The sequence below is a fragment of the Mastigocoleus testarum BC008 genome (assembly GCF_001456025.1).
Lineage (GTDB): Bacteria > Cyanobacteriota > Cyanobacteriia > Cyanobacteriales > Nostocaceae > Mastigocoleus > Mastigocoleus testarum.
The window spans coordinates 1-20107 of sequence record NZ_LMTZ01000097.1 but is presented as its reverse complement, the minus strand read 5'-3'; the positions used below and the strand labels follow the sequence as shown (position 1 = coordinate 20107).

At 36.6% G+C, this 20107-nt stretch carries 15 protein-coding genes; 9 read left to right on the top strand and 6 right to left on the bottom strand.

Annotated features, from left to right (window positions below):
• Positions 1 to 25 precede the first annotated feature (25 nt).
• Both BC008_RS21400 and BC008_RS21395 read left to right on the top strand, forming a co-directional pair.
• Entirely contained in the window at positions 26 to 2629 is a 2604-nt protein-coding gene (locus BC008_RS21400; RefSeq protein ID WP_235595893.1) for a CHAT domain-containing protein, read from the top strand.
• A gap of 374 nt (positions 2630 to 3003) precedes the next feature.
• Positions 3004 to 3807, top strand: coding sequence for a DUF928 domain-containing protein (locus BC008_RS21395; RefSeq protein ID WP_027845769.1), 804 nt, complete (start codon positions 3004 to 3006; stop codon positions 3805 to 3807).
• 108 nt (positions 3808 to 3915) lie between these two features.
• Here BC008_RS21395 and BC008_RS21390 read toward each other — a convergent pair whose 3' ends face one another.
• Entirely contained in the window at positions 3916 to 6117 is a 2202-nt protein-coding gene (locus BC008_RS21390; RefSeq protein ID WP_027845770.1) for a CHASE2 domain-containing protein, read from the bottom strand.
• Between the two features lie 812 nt (positions 6118 to 6929).
• Here BC008_RS21390 and BC008_RS21385 point away from each other — a divergent pair.
• Both BC008_RS21385 and BC008_RS21380 read left to right on the top strand, forming a co-directional pair.
• Positions 6930 to 7916, top strand: coding sequence for an SDR family NAD(P)-dependent oxidoreductase (locus tag BC008_RS21385; RefSeq protein WP_027845771.1), 987 nt, complete (start codon positions 6930 to 6932; stop codon positions 7914 to 7916).
• Positions 7917 to 8018: 102 nt separating this feature from the next.
• Positions 8019 to 8273 (top strand): DUF4342 domain-containing protein, encoded by a 255-nt coding sequence (locus BC008_RS21380; RefSeq protein ID WP_027845772.1) that lies wholly within the window; start codon positions 8019 to 8021, stop codon positions 8271 to 8273.
• Between the two features lie 52 nt (positions 8274 to 8325).
• Here BC008_RS21380 and BC008_RS21375 read toward each other — a convergent pair whose 3' ends face one another.
• The 4 genes from BC008_RS21375 to BC008_RS21360 form a co-directional block, all read right to left on the bottom strand.
• Complete coding sequence (locus BC008_RS21375; protein WP_027845773.1) at positions 8326 to 8538, bottom strand: RNA-binding S4 domain-containing protein; 213 nt, start codon at positions 8536 to 8538, stop codon at positions 8326 to 8328.
• Positions 8539 to 8645: 107 nt separating this feature from the next.
• The gene (locus BC008_RS21370; protein WP_027845251.1) at positions 8646 to 9527 is read right to left on the bottom strand and encodes an inositol monophosphatase family protein; all 882 of its coding nucleotides are present in this window, start codon (positions 9525 to 9527) and stop codon (positions 8646 to 8648) included.
• Positions 9528 to 9618: 91 nt separating this feature from the next.
• A complete protein-coding gene (locus tag BC008_RS21365) occupies positions 9619 to 12222 on the bottom strand; it encodes a CHAT domain-containing protein (protein ID WP_027845252.1) in 2604 nt (867 codons plus the stop codon).
• A 195-nt stretch (positions 12223 to 12417) separates the two neighbouring features.
• Positions 12418 to 13386 carry an FkbM family methyltransferase gene (locus BC008_RS21360; RefSeq protein ID WP_027845253.1) on the bottom strand — a complete coding sequence of 323 codons (969 nt, stop codon included), beginning with the start codon at positions 13384 to 13386 and terminating at the stop codon, positions 12418 to 12420.
• A gap of 191 nt (positions 13387 to 13577) precedes the next feature.
• On the opposite strand from BC008_RS21360, the gene BC008_RS21355 reads away from it, so the two are divergent.
• Positions 13578 to 14921, top strand: a complete 1344-nt coding sequence (locus BC008_RS21355) for a TMEM143 family protein (RefSeq protein WP_027845254.1) — start codon at positions 13578 to 13580, stop codon at positions 14919 to 14921.
• A gap of 126 nt (positions 14922 to 15047) precedes the next feature.
• Here BC008_RS21355 and BC008_RS21350 read toward each other — a convergent pair whose 3' ends face one another.
• Positions 15048 to 15533, bottom strand: coding sequence for a GNAT family N-acetyltransferase (locus BC008_RS21350; RefSeq protein ID WP_027845255.1), 486 nt, complete (start codon positions 15531 to 15533; stop codon positions 15048 to 15050).
• A gap of 119 nt (positions 15534 to 15652) precedes the next feature.
• Between BC008_RS21350 and BC008_RS21345 the strand changes: the two genes are divergently transcribed.
• From BC008_RS21345 to BC008_RS21330, 4 genes are all read left to right on the top strand, one after another.
• Entirely contained in the window at positions 15653 to 17587 is a 1935-nt protein-coding gene (locus BC008_RS21345; protein ID WP_027845256.1) for a GTPase family protein, read from the top strand.
• Positions 17588 to 17905: 318 nt separating this feature from the next.
• A complete protein-coding gene (locus tag BC008_RS21340) occupies positions 17906 to 18385 on the top strand; it encodes a GNAT family N-acetyltransferase (protein WP_027845257.1) in 480 nt (159 codons plus the stop codon).
• A gap of 329 nt (positions 18386 to 18714) precedes the next feature.
• Positions 18715 to 19089, top strand: coding sequence for a hypothetical protein (locus tag BC008_RS21335; RefSeq protein WP_027845258.1), 375 nt, complete (start codon positions 18715 to 18717; stop codon positions 19087 to 19089).
• A gap of 744 nt (positions 19090 to 19833) precedes the next feature.
• Positions 19834 to 20052, top strand: a complete 219-nt coding sequence (locus tag BC008_RS21330; protein ID WP_058183775.1) for a hypothetical protein — start codon at positions 19834 to 19836, stop codon at positions 20050 to 20052.
• Positions 20053 to 20107 lie beyond the last annotated feature (55 nt).

The following is a 20107-nucleotide window of genomic DNA, read 5'->3' as shown; positions in this document are numbered from 1 at the left end:
TTCTACTAGGAAATTCCTCAGATTATTGGGTTTAGGAGTTTCCTTTACACTAATTATTCTATTCCTAACTAATTTTTATTTTTTATTAGCGGCGCAAACATCAGAAGTCGTAGCTGTTGAAGCTAAAAAAATTGAAACTATAAAAATTTCTTCATCTGCATTAGTAGAAACAGCGAAAAATGATTACCAAACAGGAAATTTTATACAAGCTATAGAAAAATGGCAGCAAGCATTGAAAATTTTTAGCTCTACAAACGATATTCTCAATCAGAGCATCGTGCTGAGTAATCTAGCGTTAGCCTACCAAAAGTTAGGAAATTGGCAACAAGCTAATAAAACAATCGAAGATAGTCTGAATTTATTAGATAATCTAGAGACTGTAAAAGCAAAGTCTTTACAAGCTGCAGCTTTAAATATCAAAGGTAGTCTTTTACTTGCTCGAGGGAAGACAGAGGAAGCATTAAATATTTGGGTTAATGCGAGCAAAAAGTACAAGGAAGTAGGAGATAATGTCGGTTATATCCGCAGTCTAATAAATCAATCTCAAGCTTTGAGAAGATTGGGGCTTTATCTTCGTGCTAGGGTTACTTTAGAAGAGGTAAATCAAAGCTTGAAGAAAGAATCACCCTCTTCGCTCAAAGCAGCTACCTTGCTTAACTTTGGTAATACTCTGAGGTTATTGGGAGACTTACAAGCATCTGAAGAAGCTTTACAGCAAAGTTTAGCGATCGCCGAAAAATTAGATTCTCCAAATGATATTGCTGCGGTACTACTTAGTTTGGGTAATAATGCTCGCGATGATGAATTGTCAGAAAAGGCACTAAAATATTATCAACGGGCGATTGTCGCATCAAAATCTCCAATTAATAAACTTCAGGCGCAACTCAATCAATTATGTCTGTTGATAGATATGGAAAAATGGCATCAAGCTAAAGAGTTAATCGCGAAAATCGAACCAGGAATTGAAAACTTACCCCCGAGTCGTCAAGCGATATATACAAAAGTTAACTTCGTCCAAAGTTTGGTAAGAATTAAAGATAAGGATATAGATAAAGATAAGAGAAATGAATATAGCGCTAAACTTCTTACCAAAGCAATTGCAGAAGCTCAAGCGATCCGGGATTCGCGAGCAGAATCTTACGCTTTGGGTTATTTGGGAGAACTTTACGAACGAACACAGCAGTTAGCAGAAGCGCAAAAGCTCACAGAACAAGCATTGATACTTGCACAAGCAAATAATGCTGCTGATATTTCCTATCATTGGCAATGGCAATTAGGAAGATTATTCAAAAAGCAAAATCAGATCGATAAAGCAGTCTCAGCATATAGTAATGCTGTAGCCACTTTAAGTGTAATTAGTAATGATTTAGTCGCCAATAATGTCAATGTCCAATTTTATTTTCGTGAAAGCGTAGAGCCAATTTATCGGGAATTAGTTGATTTATTGCTTCAAGGCGAATCTAACGAAAACTCTAACTCTAAATCTTTTAAATCTGGAAAAAAAGTAAGTCAAAGCAATTTAAAAAAAGCTCGCCGAGTCATAGAATCTTTGCAATTAGCAGAATTAGATAATTATTTTCGAGAAGCTTACTTAACCGGGAGTTCAACTCAACTTGATATCGATAAGGTAGATCCGCAAGCAGCAGTAATTTATCCCATCATTTTACGCGATCGCTTGGAGGTAGTTCTTTCTCTACCGAATCAAACTCTAACTCATTACAGTAGCAAGATTTCAGAAAGCGAACTGGAAACTAATATTGAAAAAATGCGACGTTCTTTGAGACGTACATCCTTAAAAAAAGAACGTTTAGCGATCGCCGAAAAATTTTACGATTTACTTATTAAGCCAGCAGAAAAAGAATTACAAGCAAATGGTGTGAAAACTTTGGCTTTTATGCTTGACGGTTCCATGAAAAATCTGCCAATGGCGGTACTTTATGACGGTCAGCAATACTTAATCGAAAAATATAATTTAGCAGTAACTCCAGGATTGCAACTATTTGCTCCTCAATCTTTAAAACATAAAAACTTAAAAGTATTATTTGGTGGCTTAAGTGAATCCAGACAAGGATTTATGTCACTTCCTGGAGTAAAAACAGAAATTAATCAAATTAAGTCTAAGATTTCTTCTCAAGTACTGCTCAATCAGAAATTTACCACCAAAGCTTTAGAAAAGAATATTAGTAATACACCATTTCCTGTAGTTCATTTAGCTACCCACGGTCAATTTAGTTGTAGGGTTAAGGATACCTTTATTCTTACCTGGGATCATCGCATCAATGTTAAACAATTGGGTAACTTACTGCAAAACCGAGAGAAATACAGTAACAATCCCATAGAATTGTTAGTTTTAAGTGCTTGTCAGACAGCACAAGGCGATAAACGGGCTGCGTTAGGACTTGCAGGTGTAGCGGTGAGGTCGGGTGCGCGCAGTACTGTAGCTAGCTTATGGGCTGTAGACGATCGCTCAACTTCAATATTCATGGTGGAATTTTACAAACAACTGGCAAAACCGAATGTCTCCAAAGCAGAAGCATTACGTCAAGCCCAACTTTCATTACTCGGACAGCGTGGATTTAAACATCCTTTTTATTGGGCACCTTTTGTACTTGTTGGTAACTGGCTTTAATTAACTTAGGACTTACGCAAAATGAACGTATTTCCGTCATTACGTATGACTAACGTCACGCTTTGCTAACAGCTACGCTGCGGGCTAGCGTTAGCGACGTAATCCCCCCCAGACGCTGTGATTGCTATCTCCTAAACGGAGACGCTGCGCTAACCCTACACTACGTTTCGGTCGCAATGACAAATCTTCATTGCGTAAGTCCTGTAACTAAAAATAAGAAGTTTGGGAATGAAAAATAAGGAATATTCATAACTAAAGCTACATTGATGAAATTTAGTTGTTGATAATTTCTACATCTGTGATCTATTTCTTAATTCTGGGAATTATGTTCTTGGACGGCTATATAGCAACACAAATTTAAATATAAATTTAATATGAATCAGATCGGAATCACTCGCTTGCTTGTACTGTTTGCAACCACGATGTCACTGCAATGCGGTTCTATTCCCAACAGTATAGGACAAGCTCAAGCACAGGGTGCTACTTCTGAAAAAACTACCAATAAGCAGTCAAAAGTAACCTTTAAACCTCGTAAAGGTGAAAGAAAACCTAAAGTGACGGTTGGAGGTGGTAGACGGGATAACGGTATGTGCGAAGCGTCAGAGGAAATAAGTTCTCTTGGAGTTAAAAGTCAAACTATTGATAAAACTTTAGTACCATTATTACCATCCTCAAAACTGGGATTAACAGCATCAAGTCACCCAAGTTTTATGGTTTATATCCCTCCAACTTCAGCCAAAGCTGTGGAATTCACTTTAGAAAATGAGGAAGGAGAGGGAATTTATCAAACGGAAGTAAATGTAGCAAATACTCCAGAAATTATTAGTTTTACCTTAGCTAAAACAGAGCCAGGGTTAGAAATAGATCAAGATTACCGATTTGTAATATCAATAGTTTGTCAACAAACTGGTCCTAAAAACCCTTTTGTAGAAGGATTAGTACGCCGAATTTCACCCAATTCTAAATTGACAAATCAGCTAGATAAACCAAAATCTTTGGAACAAGTTATACTTTATAGCGAATCCGGATATTGGTTTGAGGCTGTATCGAATCTCGCTGCACTCAAAGTTTCTCAACCAGAGAATTTGGAAATTGCTACAGCTTGGGAAAGCTTACTGGAATCTGTTGGTTTAGATGCGATCGCTAAGACTCCATTACAACATAAAGGGATCCAATAAATAATATCAGGTTTGCCTAATTACTTGTAAAAATGCTTGTAGTTGCGCTTCAGCGCTAAAGCACAACTACAAACCATGTGATAAATTCATATTTGTAGGAATCCTATATCATTCACACAAATCTTGAAAGCAAACTTTAATATCTGTAGGTAATGCAGTAAAACGAAGACGAAAATAGTTTTGCTTTTCATCCAATACTTTAACTACTTTGGCATATATTTGTTGATGATTTAATTTTTCGTCATCTGTCGCAAGTTGAACCCGAAGATTGCTGAGAACTTGTAATGGTTCTCCCGTGCATATGTCAGCACTATCCAACGATAATTTGACTAACCAACCTTGCAACACTTTATCGGAAATATGTTTTCCTTGAGTCACTCGATATTTTACAAGTATCTTGGTTGCTAAAACTTTGAGAGATTCTTTTTTATCTTGCAAAAACAAGTTGTACTTACCACCAATTCCCTCCACCTCATAAATTGTAATTGGATTGGTGAATCCTTTAGGCTGTACCTGCAATTCTCCAGAAATCCGCATAATTTCTCCCACTGCGTCGAGAGTCTCTTGAGATACAAGTATCTGTCCACCGACGGTATAAGTTTCAATCCGAGCTGCAAGGTTAACATTACTACCCATGACAGTGTACTTAGCGCGCTGATAAGAACCAATACTTCCCGCTAATACTTCCCCTGAATGGATACCAATACCCATTTCCAAAGGTGGTAATTGCATTTGTAATAATTTTTGATTGATTCCATCCATTGCTAACTGCATAGAAATGGCGCAGCTGACAGCGCGTTGTGCATTATCTGCAAATGAAACCGGTGCACCAAACATCACAAAGATACCATCGCCCATAAAATCGTTAATCGTACCTTTGTAGTGGTTGATAGTATCAGTCATTTCTGCCAAATACAGATTGATAATCTCTAATACTTTTTCTGGAGAAACCTGTTCCGACATAGCGGAAAATCCTCGCAAATCAGAAATTAAAACTGTCACATGTTTCTTTTCTCCGCCAATTTTTAAACCTTCTGATGTTTCCAACAAAGTTGCAACCACCTCATTTGTGAGATAACGACCAAAAGTTTGCCGCATTTTTGATGAGTCGCGAGCAACGATTCCTGTAACGGTAGTCGCACCACCAAATAAAGCTAAAAATCCTGGGACAACAGGAATCCACAGCGCTGCTTTCCAGAAAGCTAAATAACTTCCACCAAGCAAACAAGTCCCCAATAATAAAATAATCAAGCTACTAGACAGATGGGACCAACGAGTTTGTTTTTTGTAGCGCTGCGCCCAACTTAATGTAGCTCCGACCAATGACCAGATTGCAATCCATAAGTATTCATAGGTGTCAGACCACACCTGAATTTGCGGACGACCTTCTTTAGCTGCGCTAATTATTTGACTAGCAATATCAGCGTGAATTGAAACTCCACTACTCCTGTCGCGATAGGGAGTATAAAAAAAATCCCCCAGGCTTTCAGCAGTTGGTCCAATTAAAACTATGCGATCGCGAATAAATTTAGCTGTTATTTTCCCTTCTAAAACCTGACTCATGGAAATTGTGGGAAAACCAGCACGAAGATTGTGGAAGTTAGCTAATATCTGATAACCACCAATATCATTTCTGATATAACCACCATCATTTTCATCTAATTCAATAAAAATTCCTTTACCAAGTTTGAGTTTACTAGCTTGTTCGTCAATAATTTCTAAACTAATCCCCTCGGCTTCCAGATAACTTAAAGCTAACTGCGTTCCCAAACCCAAAGTAATTTCGCCATCTTTATTTTCAACAGATAATAAATTTCTTCTTACTCTACCATCTTGGTCTACCACTATATCAGAAGCACTTACCTGCCCTAACTCCCTTAACTTTGTTGGTGGATTTACTCCGAAACCAACGGTACTACCTATCACCTTATGAATTGCAAATAAATTTGGCGTGGATGCAAAAACCTTTTCTAGCTCCTCGAATCCAGGTTCTACTGGTAAATCGCGGTAAAAATCAAGTCCAATAACTCTAGGTTTATGTTGTTTAATGACCGATAATAAACGAGCAAGCTTTGCATCTGATAAAGGCCATCCTAGCTTTCGTATATCTGATTCGTTCATCTCAACAATTGTAATGGGCGAATCAACTGTTTCTGAGGGGCGCAAGCGAAAAAATTGATCCCAAGCAGCCAATTCCAAAGATTGTAGCAACCCAGCCAAGCGCAATCCAATCAATAACAAAGCAACACTAGGAGAAGCAATTAAAACACCGCGCCATTGCCACATTAACTCTTTTAGGCTCACCCACATGAATAAATTTCCGTCTGTGCGCTACAGTTCCAGAATTCCCAAAATCTACTAATAATAAACATTAAGTTAGATATGGAGTAGAAAGAACAGGAAACAGGCAACAGAAATTTTACGGTAGGCATAGGTGTGAGCTACAACAACACAAATCAGTGAAGTATTTCCTATGAATACCGAGTATATTTCGAACTACTATAAAGATTAATAACTTGAATATTTTGGAATCCAAATTAAATTAATAATAATAGAATTTATTAACTAAATTTGTCGATTAAAGCTGTAATATTATTGATGCGATTAGCTCTAATAACTAAATTTTTATCTTTATAAACTAAATTTTAAAACAACAACACCCAAGCTACTAATCACTTAGTAATTTCCTCTTTCTAATCCTTATAAATGGGGTTGCACTGAATGAATAACTTAAACCTAGAAATAGAGTTATAATCCAGTTGTATTGCCCCCTATTCAACAACATGAGGAAATATAAGTTTTCGCGTCGGGTGTTGCAGTTGGGTTACGAGACAGATGATGAAACAGCTTTTTTACCTCTTAACTAATTTGAACTAAACAACGTTGGCTGTTGTCTCTGCCAGGGAAGCTTCTCAAGCTTCAATTATTAATTTATCACCACTTTCAAACTACCTGCTTTATTCGCAATGAATCTTTACACGTTGGTATTAACAAAAACAATCCCATATTATCTAGAATACCTCAAAATTTAGCATATAAAACCTTATATTTAAGGTATATTTTCCCAAAGAAGTCTAATATATATGAGACAGACATATGATTAAGCAGCTAGAAAAGCACAAGTGAAAAATCTTGAAGGTAAAGTCGCACTAGTGACAGGTGCTACGCGGGGAATTGGAAAAGGAATTGCAATTGGGCTGGGTGAAGCAGGCGCAACTGTTTACATTACAGGACGCAGCCTCAGTGATTCTGATTCCGATGGCGATATCTCAGGTACTTTGAATGATACCCAAGCAGCAGTTGAGTCTGCCGGTGGTGTTTGCATTCCCATTCGAGTAGACCATAGCGATGACGAGCAGGTGCGCTTACTATTCGAACGCATTCAGGACGAGCAAAGTGGACAATTAGATCTATTGGTCAATAATGCTTATTCCGGCGTCAGAGCATTGAGAGACGCTCAAGGAAAACCATTTTGGGATTGCGAACCAAATTTATGGGATGCAGGAAATAACGTTGGTCTTCGCAGTCACTACGTCGCCAGTATTTTTGCTGCTCGGATGATGACTAAAAATCTCTCAGGTTTGATTTGCACTATTTCCTCTTGGGGTGGGATGTCTTATATCTTTGGTGCAGCATATGGTGCGGGAAAAGCTGCATGCGATCGCTTAGCTGCTGATATGGCTGTCGAATTAAAATCCTATAATGTCGCTTCCATTTCAATTTGGCCTGGTATTGTTGGTACAGAGCATATTTCCAGCATTGCCAATGAAATTAAAGAGAAAAATATGAGCGACCCTCAAAGTAGAATATTTGGCGATCGCTACAATTGGGAAACTCCTCTACTAACAGGACGAGCGATCGCTATGCTGGCTTCCGAACCAAATGCAAATATAATGCGTCACACCGGACGGGTACAAATTGTCGCCGAACTAGCTAAGCATTATGGAATAGCAGATCGGGATGGAAATCTTCCTGCATCGCTCCGTTCTCTTCGCTTTGTACTACCTTCTGCGTTACCAGCACTTAGAAATTATTCGTCGCTGATTCCCGATTTGAAAATACCATGGTGGTTGATTTTATTAGGTGGACTTAGCTCTCCTAAGATTTGATTTGGGGATGTTGCTTCTCGCGGGTGTTTGATTTCAAGGGGTTTGATTTCGGCTGTCATTTAGGATTGTTATATTAGTGATATTGAGCTGAAGAACATTGAAATGAGCGAAAAAAAAATCCATACCCAAGAGTTAAAAGTAAGTGGTGATAAACTTCTGAGCCAAATCAAGGAGTTAGTCCGTAAAGGTAACATACGCCGTATCATTATCAAGAACGAGGATGGCAAAACCTTAATCGACATACCTCTGACCTTGGGAGTTGTTGGGGCTTTGCTTGCACCTCAATTGGCTGCTATCGGCGCGATCGCAGCCCTAGTAACCCATAGTACAATCGTCTTCGAGAAGGTAGACGAGTAATAAGTAATAAGTAATAAGTAATAAGTAATAAGTAAGAAGTTTTTACATTCCTTTAATTGATAAAACTCGCCACATCAAATGAGGTAACACCATTAATAGAAATTTCTTGCTTCACTGTTACCTTATCACCCGATACTAATTTTCTTCCTCTCCGGGTTTCAACGACATCATTTACTTTGACAGCACCATCAAAAATCATCATTTTGGCTTGTCCTCCAGTTGAGGCTACACCTATGAGTTTCAAGAATTGGTCGAGTTTAATTATGTTTTGATCGTTCATTGGTAATGGGTAATTGGTAATTGGTAATTGGTAATGGGTAATTGGTAATGGGTAACAAAAAAAAAGAAAATTCCCCCGATTAATTTTATTAATTAAGATCGCATTTGTACTATGCTTGTGGCTTCAAGTAAATCTTGATGAACTGTTTTAGAAGTAGCAATTACTAACCCAGGTAAACAATAATTTTTACAGGTATGCAAAGGAGGTAAAGGCGAACCATCTAAAGTCGTAACAATAAAACCTGCTTCCCTTGCTAAAAAAGCCAATGCTCCACCATCAATAAATTGACCGCTTTGTTTCACTGTTCCACTTAATAGACCAACGAACATACCATTCAAGTTGGGAACTTGCACAGAGCTTGAATAATCAACATTGGGATCTATTACTTGATATTTGTTTTTAAGTGTTGGTGCTAACGCGCCCATTTTCGTTCCCAACAATATAGTTGGTTCGGGATTTGAGCTTACCGTCAGGGGAGAACATTCTTCTAAACTCATGTCAAGCTGACCCTTAAAAGCACCTTCACCCCTCAAAGCATAGAAATAAATATTCTGTGCAGGGGAAATTGCTAGTACCGCTTCATAATCATCTGCATTCAACACGGTGAGAATGATTTGATAATTAGAATGCCCATCCATGTAATATTTAGTACCATCAATTGGGTCAAGAGTTACTAAATAGTCATCTTGCTCTCCTAAATCAATTGCACGGAAGTACCCAGTATTAGGAGAACTCTGGTATTCTTCGCCATAAAATCTAGTATTTGGGAAACTACCTAACATTGCGACTTCCACAAAATTCTGAATTGCTAAATCTGCATCAGTGAGTGCTGCAGCAAAAAAGTTACCATCTGTGGTGTCCTTATCGGGAAGTGCAGCAATTTTTGGTTGGAGAAAACGAGCATAACCAGCTGCAACTCTGAGATGGGGGAGTAGAGTTTCTAAAATTTGACGAGGAGTTGGTGTTGTGGACATTGGAATAAAGTCCTTAATAATGAATCATTAATAATGGCTGACAGCTGATAGTTTACATTTAACTGTCAACCAATTGAATATTCCAACACCATCAAAGCCAATTACCCATCAAAACGAAAGGAGCCCAAAAATAAGGACGTTTTTCTCGATCCAAAGTAGCTAATTGAGCCTGATGAAGCGCTTCGGTTTTATTTACTCCAGTTTTTAATTCACTATAAAATTTATTCATTAAATCGGCTGTAGATTCATCATCCACTGACCATAGTGTTGCGATCGTAGATCTCGCACCAGCCTTAAGAGCAACCCCAGCTAATCCTAAAGCTGCTCTTCGATCACCTTGTGCTGTCTGACAAGCGCTAAGGACAAGTAAATCGATACTGTTGGGGTCTTGGAAGCTATTGTATCCATTGGTTTCCCTCAAAAGATTATCAAATTTTCTTGATTTTAGTAACTCATTCCAGGTCAAAATAAAGGTATTTTGTGGATCGGAACTAAACTCACCGTGGGTCGCCAAATGAACAACTGAAAATGGAATGGTTTGTAATTGATTATGTAAATTAACTTCAGTAAATTTTTGATTAACAAGTATTTTACTGTTTGATACTTCTGACTGAATATTTTTTAGTTCTCGTTCAACGTTAGTAAGTGGAGGAAATGTTTTACCGTCCACGGAAATTTCTCGATCTACTCCACCTGTCAAAACATTTAGTGCTAGTTTCTGTCGGATTTCAGTATCTAAAAGTTGTAATCCAGGAGTTATAGTAATTGCATATTTTTCGATTAAATATTTATCTTGCTGTCCATCGTACAGAACGGACATAGGAATATTTCTTAGTTCTCCATCTAAGACAAAAACCAAGGTTTTAATTCCACTCTTTGCTAGTTCGGTTTCAAAGGGTTTAATCATCCATTGATAAACTTTCCCCGATAACCGTTTGACATCAGCGGTACGAGTGACATTTTTTAAATATTCCCTAAGCTTAGCTACAGTACTCTCCAACTCTTCTTTATTGATGGCAGTTTTATAATGAAGTAAATCGGGTTCACCTGGTACCTTCAAAATTACATCTAAGCTTTTTGACAAAATAATCGGATAGATAACAGCACTATGGAAATCCTGTTTTTCGATTAATGTATCAACAATTTCTGAAGGTTCTAAACATGCAGAACGGAAAAAATCATCAAGTTCTGCTAATTGTAGTGATTCAATTGTATTTCGAGCTAACTTAAGATTTTCTGAATTAGGTACTTTTTCTTGTAAGAGTAATTCTAATAATTCTCGATATACTGGTTCAACACTTTGAGTGAAAGAAAATTGAATATCTGTATTAATTGAAATTAAATCCTTACGTAACCCTTGAAGAGTTTCAATCGCATTTTTATAGTGAGCGATCGCGTCCTGAGTTTTCCCATTCTGCTGAAGTAAAAGTCCCATTTGCCATTCCCACTGATAAGTAATATCTAATGCATGAATAGTTTGGGCAATAAATAAAGCTTTTTCCGTTAACTTTTCAGCTTCATAGAATCGTTTATCTTGTTTATATAATTCACCCAAAGTTCCAATTGCATAGGATTCTATCCGTCTATCTTTTAATTTTCGAGCATCTTTAATTGCTTTTGCTAATATTTGAGCAGGTTTAGATGAAGATATTGATTTAAATAATTTCCTATTTTCTCCTGCTTCACTGCTTAATTTAATTAGGCTATGCACAAAATTAATTTTGGCATTAACTCCCGGACGACTAATGGGTAAATAATTTAATTCAGGCTGAATTTGAGATATTAATAAATAGACATCAGGATATTGTTTTACATCGATAAGTAAGCTGAGTAAATTTAGTTGAGATTGAAGACGTATATCAAAATTATTAGACCTTTCTATAGCTTGCTTATAATAGTTTACGGCTACTGGCATTCTGTGTTGAATACGTGCTAAATTTGCCAGACTTAATAAAGTTTTACTAATCTCTGTATTTGAACCTGAGTCTTGAGCATTTTTTAAACTTGACTCTAAGAGTCTGCTTGATTCTTTTAAGTCGTCAATCACTGCTACAATATTACCTAAACTGCGTAATAGCTTAGCTTTTAAAATGGGATTTGCTTGACTATTAACAATTTCTTCTAAACCATTTAAAACTTGATTTGCTTGACGAAAATGACCTAAAATTTGTAGAATTTGAGCCCGGCCAATACGGTTATTTATCAAACTATAAGTATCATCTAAGGATTTATAAATATCACCTACTTCTTTCCAAGTTGTAAGTGCAACTTGTGTCTGTCCCCGAGCTAACTCTAAATGTCCTCGAACATCTAAAGCTTTAGCGATGTATCTTAAATTTTCTGATGAACTATTTAACCTTTGCAATAAATTTAAGCTAGTTGCAACAGCCAAATCTGCATCTTCCCACAATCCAAGTTTTTGATACGCTGAGGAAAGATTACTCAAGCTGATTGCTTGATGTAGGGTGTCTCCAGATAATTCAAATTTATTAATTGCTTGCTGTAATAATTTTACTGCGGAAGCGAAATCTCCTGTTTGATATAGTTTTTGACCTTGCTGTGCAAGTTTATCTACATCTGCTTGACTAACAATCAAATTACTGTTTTGATATCTTCCTTTATATAAGTTTCCCTTGGAAGGAACATTCGCACCAACAGGTGATTCGATTACCACAAGACATGCTGTTAATAGCATTATTAAGAGTCTTGCAATCCATCTTTTTAGATAGCGTCTATATATAAAAACTAATTCTCGCCACATATTTTTCATAAAAAAGAACTACGCACCAGATTTCCAAACGTCAATTGCTTCGGAGTGCGATATTGAAGCGATTATATGGCAAGATGGTTTATTTGAAGTTGATGCGTAATTTTTTTTGTATGTTGCTTTTCAAGAAATAAATTTTTCCAGAGCTTCTTTACCCGAACTTTCTGGATGTAACCAAAGAAAATCTGAAAAGATAGAATCTTTAATATTATCTTCACCAATTGGAATTAAAGCCAAATGATGTCGTAACCAACGTCTTTTTGTTGTCAAACCATAGGGTAAATATCCCAGTTGCTTCATGAAATGATAAATTTCCAGCGGATTCATCCCCATATTATCCATAGAATTACTCGATTCTACTGTTTTGACAACAGGCTTCCAAGATGCTTCTGTCACCACAACAGGTTTCCAAGTTTTCAGGGTTTGTTCTAATCCCCTTAGAACTTTGTATTCAAATCCTTCTACATCAATTTTGAGAAATTTTATTGGTTTTGAATTTTCCTTGAGAATATCATCACCAATAGAAACAGGTACTTCAAATTTTTGAGAAATCACTTCATCTTCTATACCTTCAGGTATAGTTAAAGTACCCATACCTGAATGTTCGTGAAGGATACTGAGGGTTAAAGTGTCCCGTACATCTGACAATCCAACTTCATGAATTTTGACATGTTTAATATCATTCAACTCTAAGAATTCTCTGATCCTCTGACAGCACTCGGGATTAGGCTCAAAACTATCAACATGACCGGAATCACCTACTAATGCAGCACCATGTAGAGTGATCATCCCAATATTTGCGCCAATATCTACCAGGCGATCGCCAGCTTTCAAGACTTGATTCATAGCTAATTGGAGATCGAGGTCGTAAAAACGACCAAGAAAATATGTATGACGTTCGGACCAATTGGAAAGATCCAACTTCATTAGGTGATTATGCCAAGAATGACGTATTGTCTTAGTAGGTGCAGATTTCCACAACGAATGATGTTCAACAGTAGAAATTTTAAAAGCTTTGAAAAGATAACCCCAGCCAGGTAGTTCATGACGGGTATAGGGTAAAATCAGAAAAGCTAAACGCGGATAGGTCATATTACCTCTATACAAATAAAATACATCTTAGCGAAATATCTCAGAAGTATTGTCTTAAACCTTGCACAATCAGCTTTACAAATTAAAGTTTTGTGTAAACAAATTTGTTTAATAACTCAAAGAAGTAGATGATATACAAATATAGCTTTTAATAAAAAAATCACCACTTGGACTCTGATAAAAACCAATTCATGGCAACTTACGAAAATCGAGAAGCGTTTATTCCCTACCGTCGCCGGGATATTATTAGACTTTGCCTTGAAGATGGTCAATTAAATAGTTTTGACACCAAAAAATTTCAAGATTTCTGTCATATTTTGTCAGCATATTATCATTTTTCTTTTCATCAAACTATGGAAATTATAAAGGATAATTATGTACAATTTAATCCTAATACAGATATTAAAATTATAAATAAATTAACACCAGAGCAATATGATGAAATGGAATCGCAAGTGGTAAATAAATTTCATCATATCTTAGAAAGAGCTAATTATATTAGCCTGCCTAGATCAATTATTAAAAAAGCATTAGAGACAAAATCCCTAATTAATTTGAAAAGTGAAGTTAATTTTGATGATTTTGATAGATGCTTATGTTATTACCGGGGTGACACTATTAAGAAAATTTCGATTAAGAAGTTCTTGTTTTGGCGTCAAGAAAAAACAATTGAAATTTTTGAGCGAATTGTTTTACTTATTAAATTCAAGGAAGCAGCTTACTTTCATGGGAAAAAGATTAAAGTCAAAGACTTGAATTTCACTCCAGGTAAAATGTATTTATATTTTTATAAAGATATTCCAAAATCAGATATAGATTTACTATTTCCTAATGTTACTACTAGTATGACTTGGAAAGATAGACTATTATTTGGAATTCCTGCTATAGGGGCTGCAATTCCGTTAATATTAAGAGCATTACCAAATATTTTATTACTTATAGCTGCAATTCTAATATTTTTAAATGCACAGCCTTTAGTTGAAGATTTAGATATAGAGCAATCTAAAGTACGTGATTTAATGCCAGTTTTAGTCGCAACTTTATCTTTAGGAATGGCTTTGGGTGGATTTGCTTTTAAACAATATAGTAAATATAAAAGTAAAAAAATACAGTTTCAGAAAAAGGTCAGTGATACTCTTTTCTTTAGTAACTTAGCTAACAATGATGGTGTGTTTCAAATGCTGATAGATCTTGCTGAAGAGGAGGAATGCAAGGAAATCATTCTAGTGTATTATCACCTCCTTACTAGTCCAGTTCCCCTGACTCCCGAACAGCTAGATTCTCGCGTTGAAGAATGGATGGAGAAAAAGTTAGGCACTACAATTAATTTTGATATTCACGGTCCTTTGGATAATTTGGCAAATATCCGTGGTAAAGTTCACCAAAACTGTAATGAAGTAGAAAATACCCCTGAGGTACCTTTACTAACTTATGATGAGCAAGGGTATTGTCAGTTGCTTTCTTTAGATGATAGTAAAGCTGTAATTGACTATGTTTGGGACAATGCTTTTAAGTACAATGCGATCGCTTTGTAGAAAAATTTTTCCAAAATCATCTTTTATTAGAGTCCTCCAGCTTGAAAAATTACATCATGAAAAGGTGTATTAAGAATTTTTACTGAATATTGTGTATATTAGGGAATGGTGCTACAAATTAAATCTCTATTCCAACCACCGATACATCACATAGGCATCAATATATCCCAATTCTTTATGTTTAAATGCTTTAGGTAATGTTCCTACAATTGTAAATCCCAATTTCTCCCATAAGGTGACTGCGGGTTTATTCGTACTTACAACAAAGTTAAATTGAATCGCAAGATAACCGGCTTTTTTCGCTTCTTCAATACAGTGCAATCCCATTAGTTTTCCAATCCCTTTACCCTGAAGGTTTGGATTAACCATAAAAGAAGCATTTGCAACGTGGGAACCAAGATCCCGTTGATTTGTAACAAGCTTATACATTCCAACTATTTGTTCGTCATCTTCAATCACAAATGTTTTTATACCTGTTTCAAACCAGTAATCAAAAGCATCTTCGCGACTAGTATCAGGAGCAAATACGTATGTATTACCTGGTTCTATTACAACTTGAAAAATACTCCAAATACTTTCGAAATCTGATTTTGAAGCTCTACGAATTAACATGGCAAAACCCCTAGTTTAACAACTTGAATGATTGTAATTTCCCTGAGTTTCCTTTACCGTCAAAGAATTATTGACTGAAAATAGTGATAGGAAATCTCATTTAAACACCTACAAAACCAATGATTAGCTTAAAACCTTGGCAATGGATTACCTTAGCAACCCCATTTGCAACTATCGTGATTTTTATATTAGTATCTGCAAGTTTGCAAATTCACGAATGGGGAATTAACTGGATTTGGGGGATATTCACCCTTGTCTTGGTAGGTTGGCGTTGGTTACTGGTGAAATGGACGCGTTCGCAATTCGAAGAGGTAGAAGCTGTAATCGCCGAGGTTAACGAAGAAATCGAGTCTTTGGCGGAGAATACAGCCCAAATAGCAGGAGATGACAACGTCAGACAAGTAGAAGAGACACTCCAAAGAATTCTCCAAGCAACGCGAGAAGATGCACCAATTTGGGAAGACTGGCAAACTTTTTGGCAAAGATGTCAAGATTTAATCGTTGCAATTGCTAATATTTACCACCCGGAAGTCAAATATCCGCTGCTAAATATTTACGTCCCCCAAGCCTACGGTTTAATCAGGGGTACAGTAGATGATATGGACCGGTGGATGCAGAAATTATCACCAGTCCTCAATCAAGTTACGGTAGGACAAGCATATCGCGCCTATGAAGTTTACCAAAAACTAGAACCATCAGCCCGCAAACTCTGGAATACTTGGAATTTAGCCCAGTGGTTCTTAAATCCCATCGCCGCGATCGCGAAACGGGTCAGTCAAAATTATGGGGATCAAGCCAGTCAACAATTACTAGTAAATTTAAGTCAGATGTTGCGCGAAGCTGCATTGCGTAATCTCTGTCAGCAGGCTGTAGCACTTTATGGTGGGGATAACTTACCATTTGTAGAAGTTTCTGGATCCACGTTAAGTCTACCAAAAGCAAAAACCCAAACTTTGAAAGAAATTCTGGTGCAAGCCGAACCTGTAGAGGTCGTCGAACAAAAACCAGTAAATATTTTACTTGTGGGGCGAACTGGAGCGGGAAAAAGTAGTTTAATCAATACATTATTTCAATTGGAATTAGCGGAAGTTGACGTATTACCCAGTACCGATAAAATTCAAAATTATCACTGGGAAACTTCCACCGGTGGAACCCTGACACTTTGGGATACTCCCGGTTACGAGCAAATTAATAATGCAGATTTCCGCAAACTTGTACTTGATTATGCAACTACCGCAGATTTGTTGTTACTAGTTACACCTGCTTTAGATCCAGCACTACAAATGGATGCAGACTTTCTCAAGGAGATGAAGGAGGAAGTAGAAGATTTACCTGTAATTACCATTGTCACTCAAGTTGATCGCCTGCGTCCGATCCGGGAATGGGAACCTCCCTACAACTGGCTAGAAGGGGGACGTCCCAAAGAAATTGCAATTCGGGAAGCTACGAAATATCGGGCTGAATTACTTGGGGAATTTTCCCAGCAGGTTTTACCGGTTGTTACCTATGATATAAAAACCAATCGCCAAGTTTGGAATGTAGATGAACTATCTTTGGGACTAATAAATGCGATCGCGCCAGCAAAGCAACTACGTTTGGCTCGATTTTTGCGGGATCTCGAAGCCCGTACAGTTGCAGCAGCCAAAATAATCGATCGCTATACTTTCCAAATGACTACAACCCAAGGAGTCACAGCTTTACTGAAAAGTCCTGTGCTGCAGTTTATTTCCACATTATCAACAGGTTCCCCAACTTTGGCATATGCGCTAGCAGAAAAAATCCCAGTAGAACAGTTACCTATAGTTATTGGTAAATTGCAAATGGCGTATGATTTGTTTCTACTATTAGATACAGGTGAAAAGCAACTCAAATTTGATTTACTAACATTATGGCCTGTCCTGATGAAAAATTCCGAATCCCCGGATAGCTTCGCGCATCCCCAAAGGGGATATCGCAATGCTTGGGCTTTTGGTCATGCAATGGTTGAATATTGGACTCAAAATTTAACAGTAGAACAACTACAGGAAAGATTTGATGAATATCTTAGTTCTTGAATTTATTTAACATTTATGCAAGAGTACAGCCTCCTAATTCATTTGCCTTTTACTAATTCAAATGAAGTGTAATATCATATCCGTTAAAACACTTGTAATAAGGTTCGTAGTGGCGCTTTAGCGCGGTAAACAAATATTGGCGCTAAAGCGCTACTACAAACATATTTTTTCATAAGTAATTTAATTAAGCAGACATCATATAAATTCTCTTGGTGAATAATTCTTACAGGTTTTAAATTATCTTTAGTTGTTCTTCGGTACTTTACTGGTAGTACTTTTACCCAAAATTATTCTGTATATTTTAGAGGTCATATCAACATGCGTATTGAACCATACGACCCACAGCACCTTGATGCCGTTATTCGTCTTTCACTTCGAGCATGGACTCCAGTCTTTGATTCTATTCAGAAAGCCATGAATACTGATGTATACCAAGCATTTTATCCTGATAATTGGCGTGTGAGCCAGCAAAAAGCCGTGAAGGATGTCTGTGCTGCAGAGGATACAAATGTATGGGTTGCGATCAATGTAGGAGCAACAGTAGGTTTTGTCGCCGTGAAACTTCACTCAGAAGACAGGATGGGTGAAATCTATATGCTTGCTGTCGATCCAGACTTTCAAGGTCGCGGTATTGGCAGCGCTCTGATAGAATTTGCTTTGGATTGGATGAAAGATGCTGGCATGTCTATTGCAATGGTTGAGACTGGAGGCGATCCCGGTCATGCTCCAGCACGTCACACCTATGAAAAGTCAGGTTTTGAACTTTGGTCAGTTGCTAGATACTTCAAAAAGCTCTAAGTATGGATTAGAAAATTATATGACAATCAATTTCCTTAATGAGTTATTCGTTACTACCACTGAAGTTTAAGGTAGCAAAATCAGTCACAACAAATTTAACAAGTGGAATTTACCTTAACTTTATCGTCACTTAACCTAAAATTATATTCATGTAATTAAATCCACATAAAAATTCCAAACCAAGTGCAAAAGCTTCCAAACGCTCTTATCTGCTGAATATGTAAAAGTGAGCTTAATTGAAATTCATAGTATTTTTTATACATTTTTTGGTTTCAAACCAGCGATAATTAAATGATTGAATCAGAAACGAAGAACAGGAATTACAGATCGTGAAAGTTCTCAAAAGAGCCATCAAGCCAAAAACTTATATTTCGTTCCTTTATATCTACAAAACTACTTGGGGAACAGCTGGTGATATCTGTTTAATACGCGAATCTGTTGCTAACTCACAGAAGAAAGCAAAGTTTGTAGGACACAAAGTTCAATTAGTCCTACCCATATCAATGGAGCGTGATACGATTAGCATCCGCACCTATGCTGATTTATCCGTAGATATTCCCATTATTAAAGTAGCAGGTAATATAGGTGATGGACATCCTAAAGAGCATCCCGAAGAATGGGAAGCTTATGAAGGTATAGATGAAGAAGTCGCGATCACAGCATTAAAACCTTGGGGCTTTAAGTTAATTGAGCCTAATGACTGACTGCAGTCATATTAACGTTGCGCTTTCCTCACTCCAATCTAATAACTGCATCCGCTGCTTATTATTTTCAGGTTTTAACTCAGGTTTTAACTCTGTCTTTAATTCCTGTATTCGCAGTACCTTTAAACCTATTATTCTTACAACTTTTACTACAAAGAAATCCTCACATCATGAATTAAGTACAACTTCAAAAAAAGCTTTTGAGTACGTTATTTTTATAGGCTTATGATGATTTCCATATGCCTTTCTCTTTTTCTTATCTCATGATGTTTATTATTTATTAAAAGTTTTTTCTATTTTATTGAAATTAAAATAACTGTTAATCAAAATTTACAATTCAACTCTTTAAACAAGTGGTAACGCTCATTATATGTAATTATTGATGAGAAAAAATTTGGTTTTAATATCATTATGTAGTGGTTCTCGTTTGATTATAATACGCTCTCCAAGATGCGTCAGCTTAGCGTAGCCACTAGGTTAAAGTTAAGATGCATCTATGTTCTGCGGACACGCTTTGTAACGATGAACGCATCTCTATATTTAGAAATACAAGATGTATTTTATTCAAGTAGAAACTGCTATAGTTTACAACTTTTAAGTTTATACAAGTTTTAAGTTTATAGATCTAAGATTGTTGAGTCTTAAATAATATTTATATTTGATACAAATTCTTGTCAAATAGCGTCTATACGAACAATATTCCACTACAAGTTAATTATAAATACAAAATACGTAAAATCAACCATGCTGCAAAATATAAAACTTAATAAGCAACCGAGTAAATTTTTAGAAACGATTGCGATTTGCAAACAGGTTGCGATATCTATCGCTACAATACTTATCTTAACAGCATCAGTAAATCCCACTTATGCTCAATCAACTGATCGCAATAATCCAACTACATTAACTAAAGGTGAGGTCACAGGAATAGTAGTGCGGGTCGTTGGAGATACCAAGAAATAAATTTCTGAAGTTCTCCTCACCAAAAGAAAATTTTGGTCAATAGGGAAAGATTAGT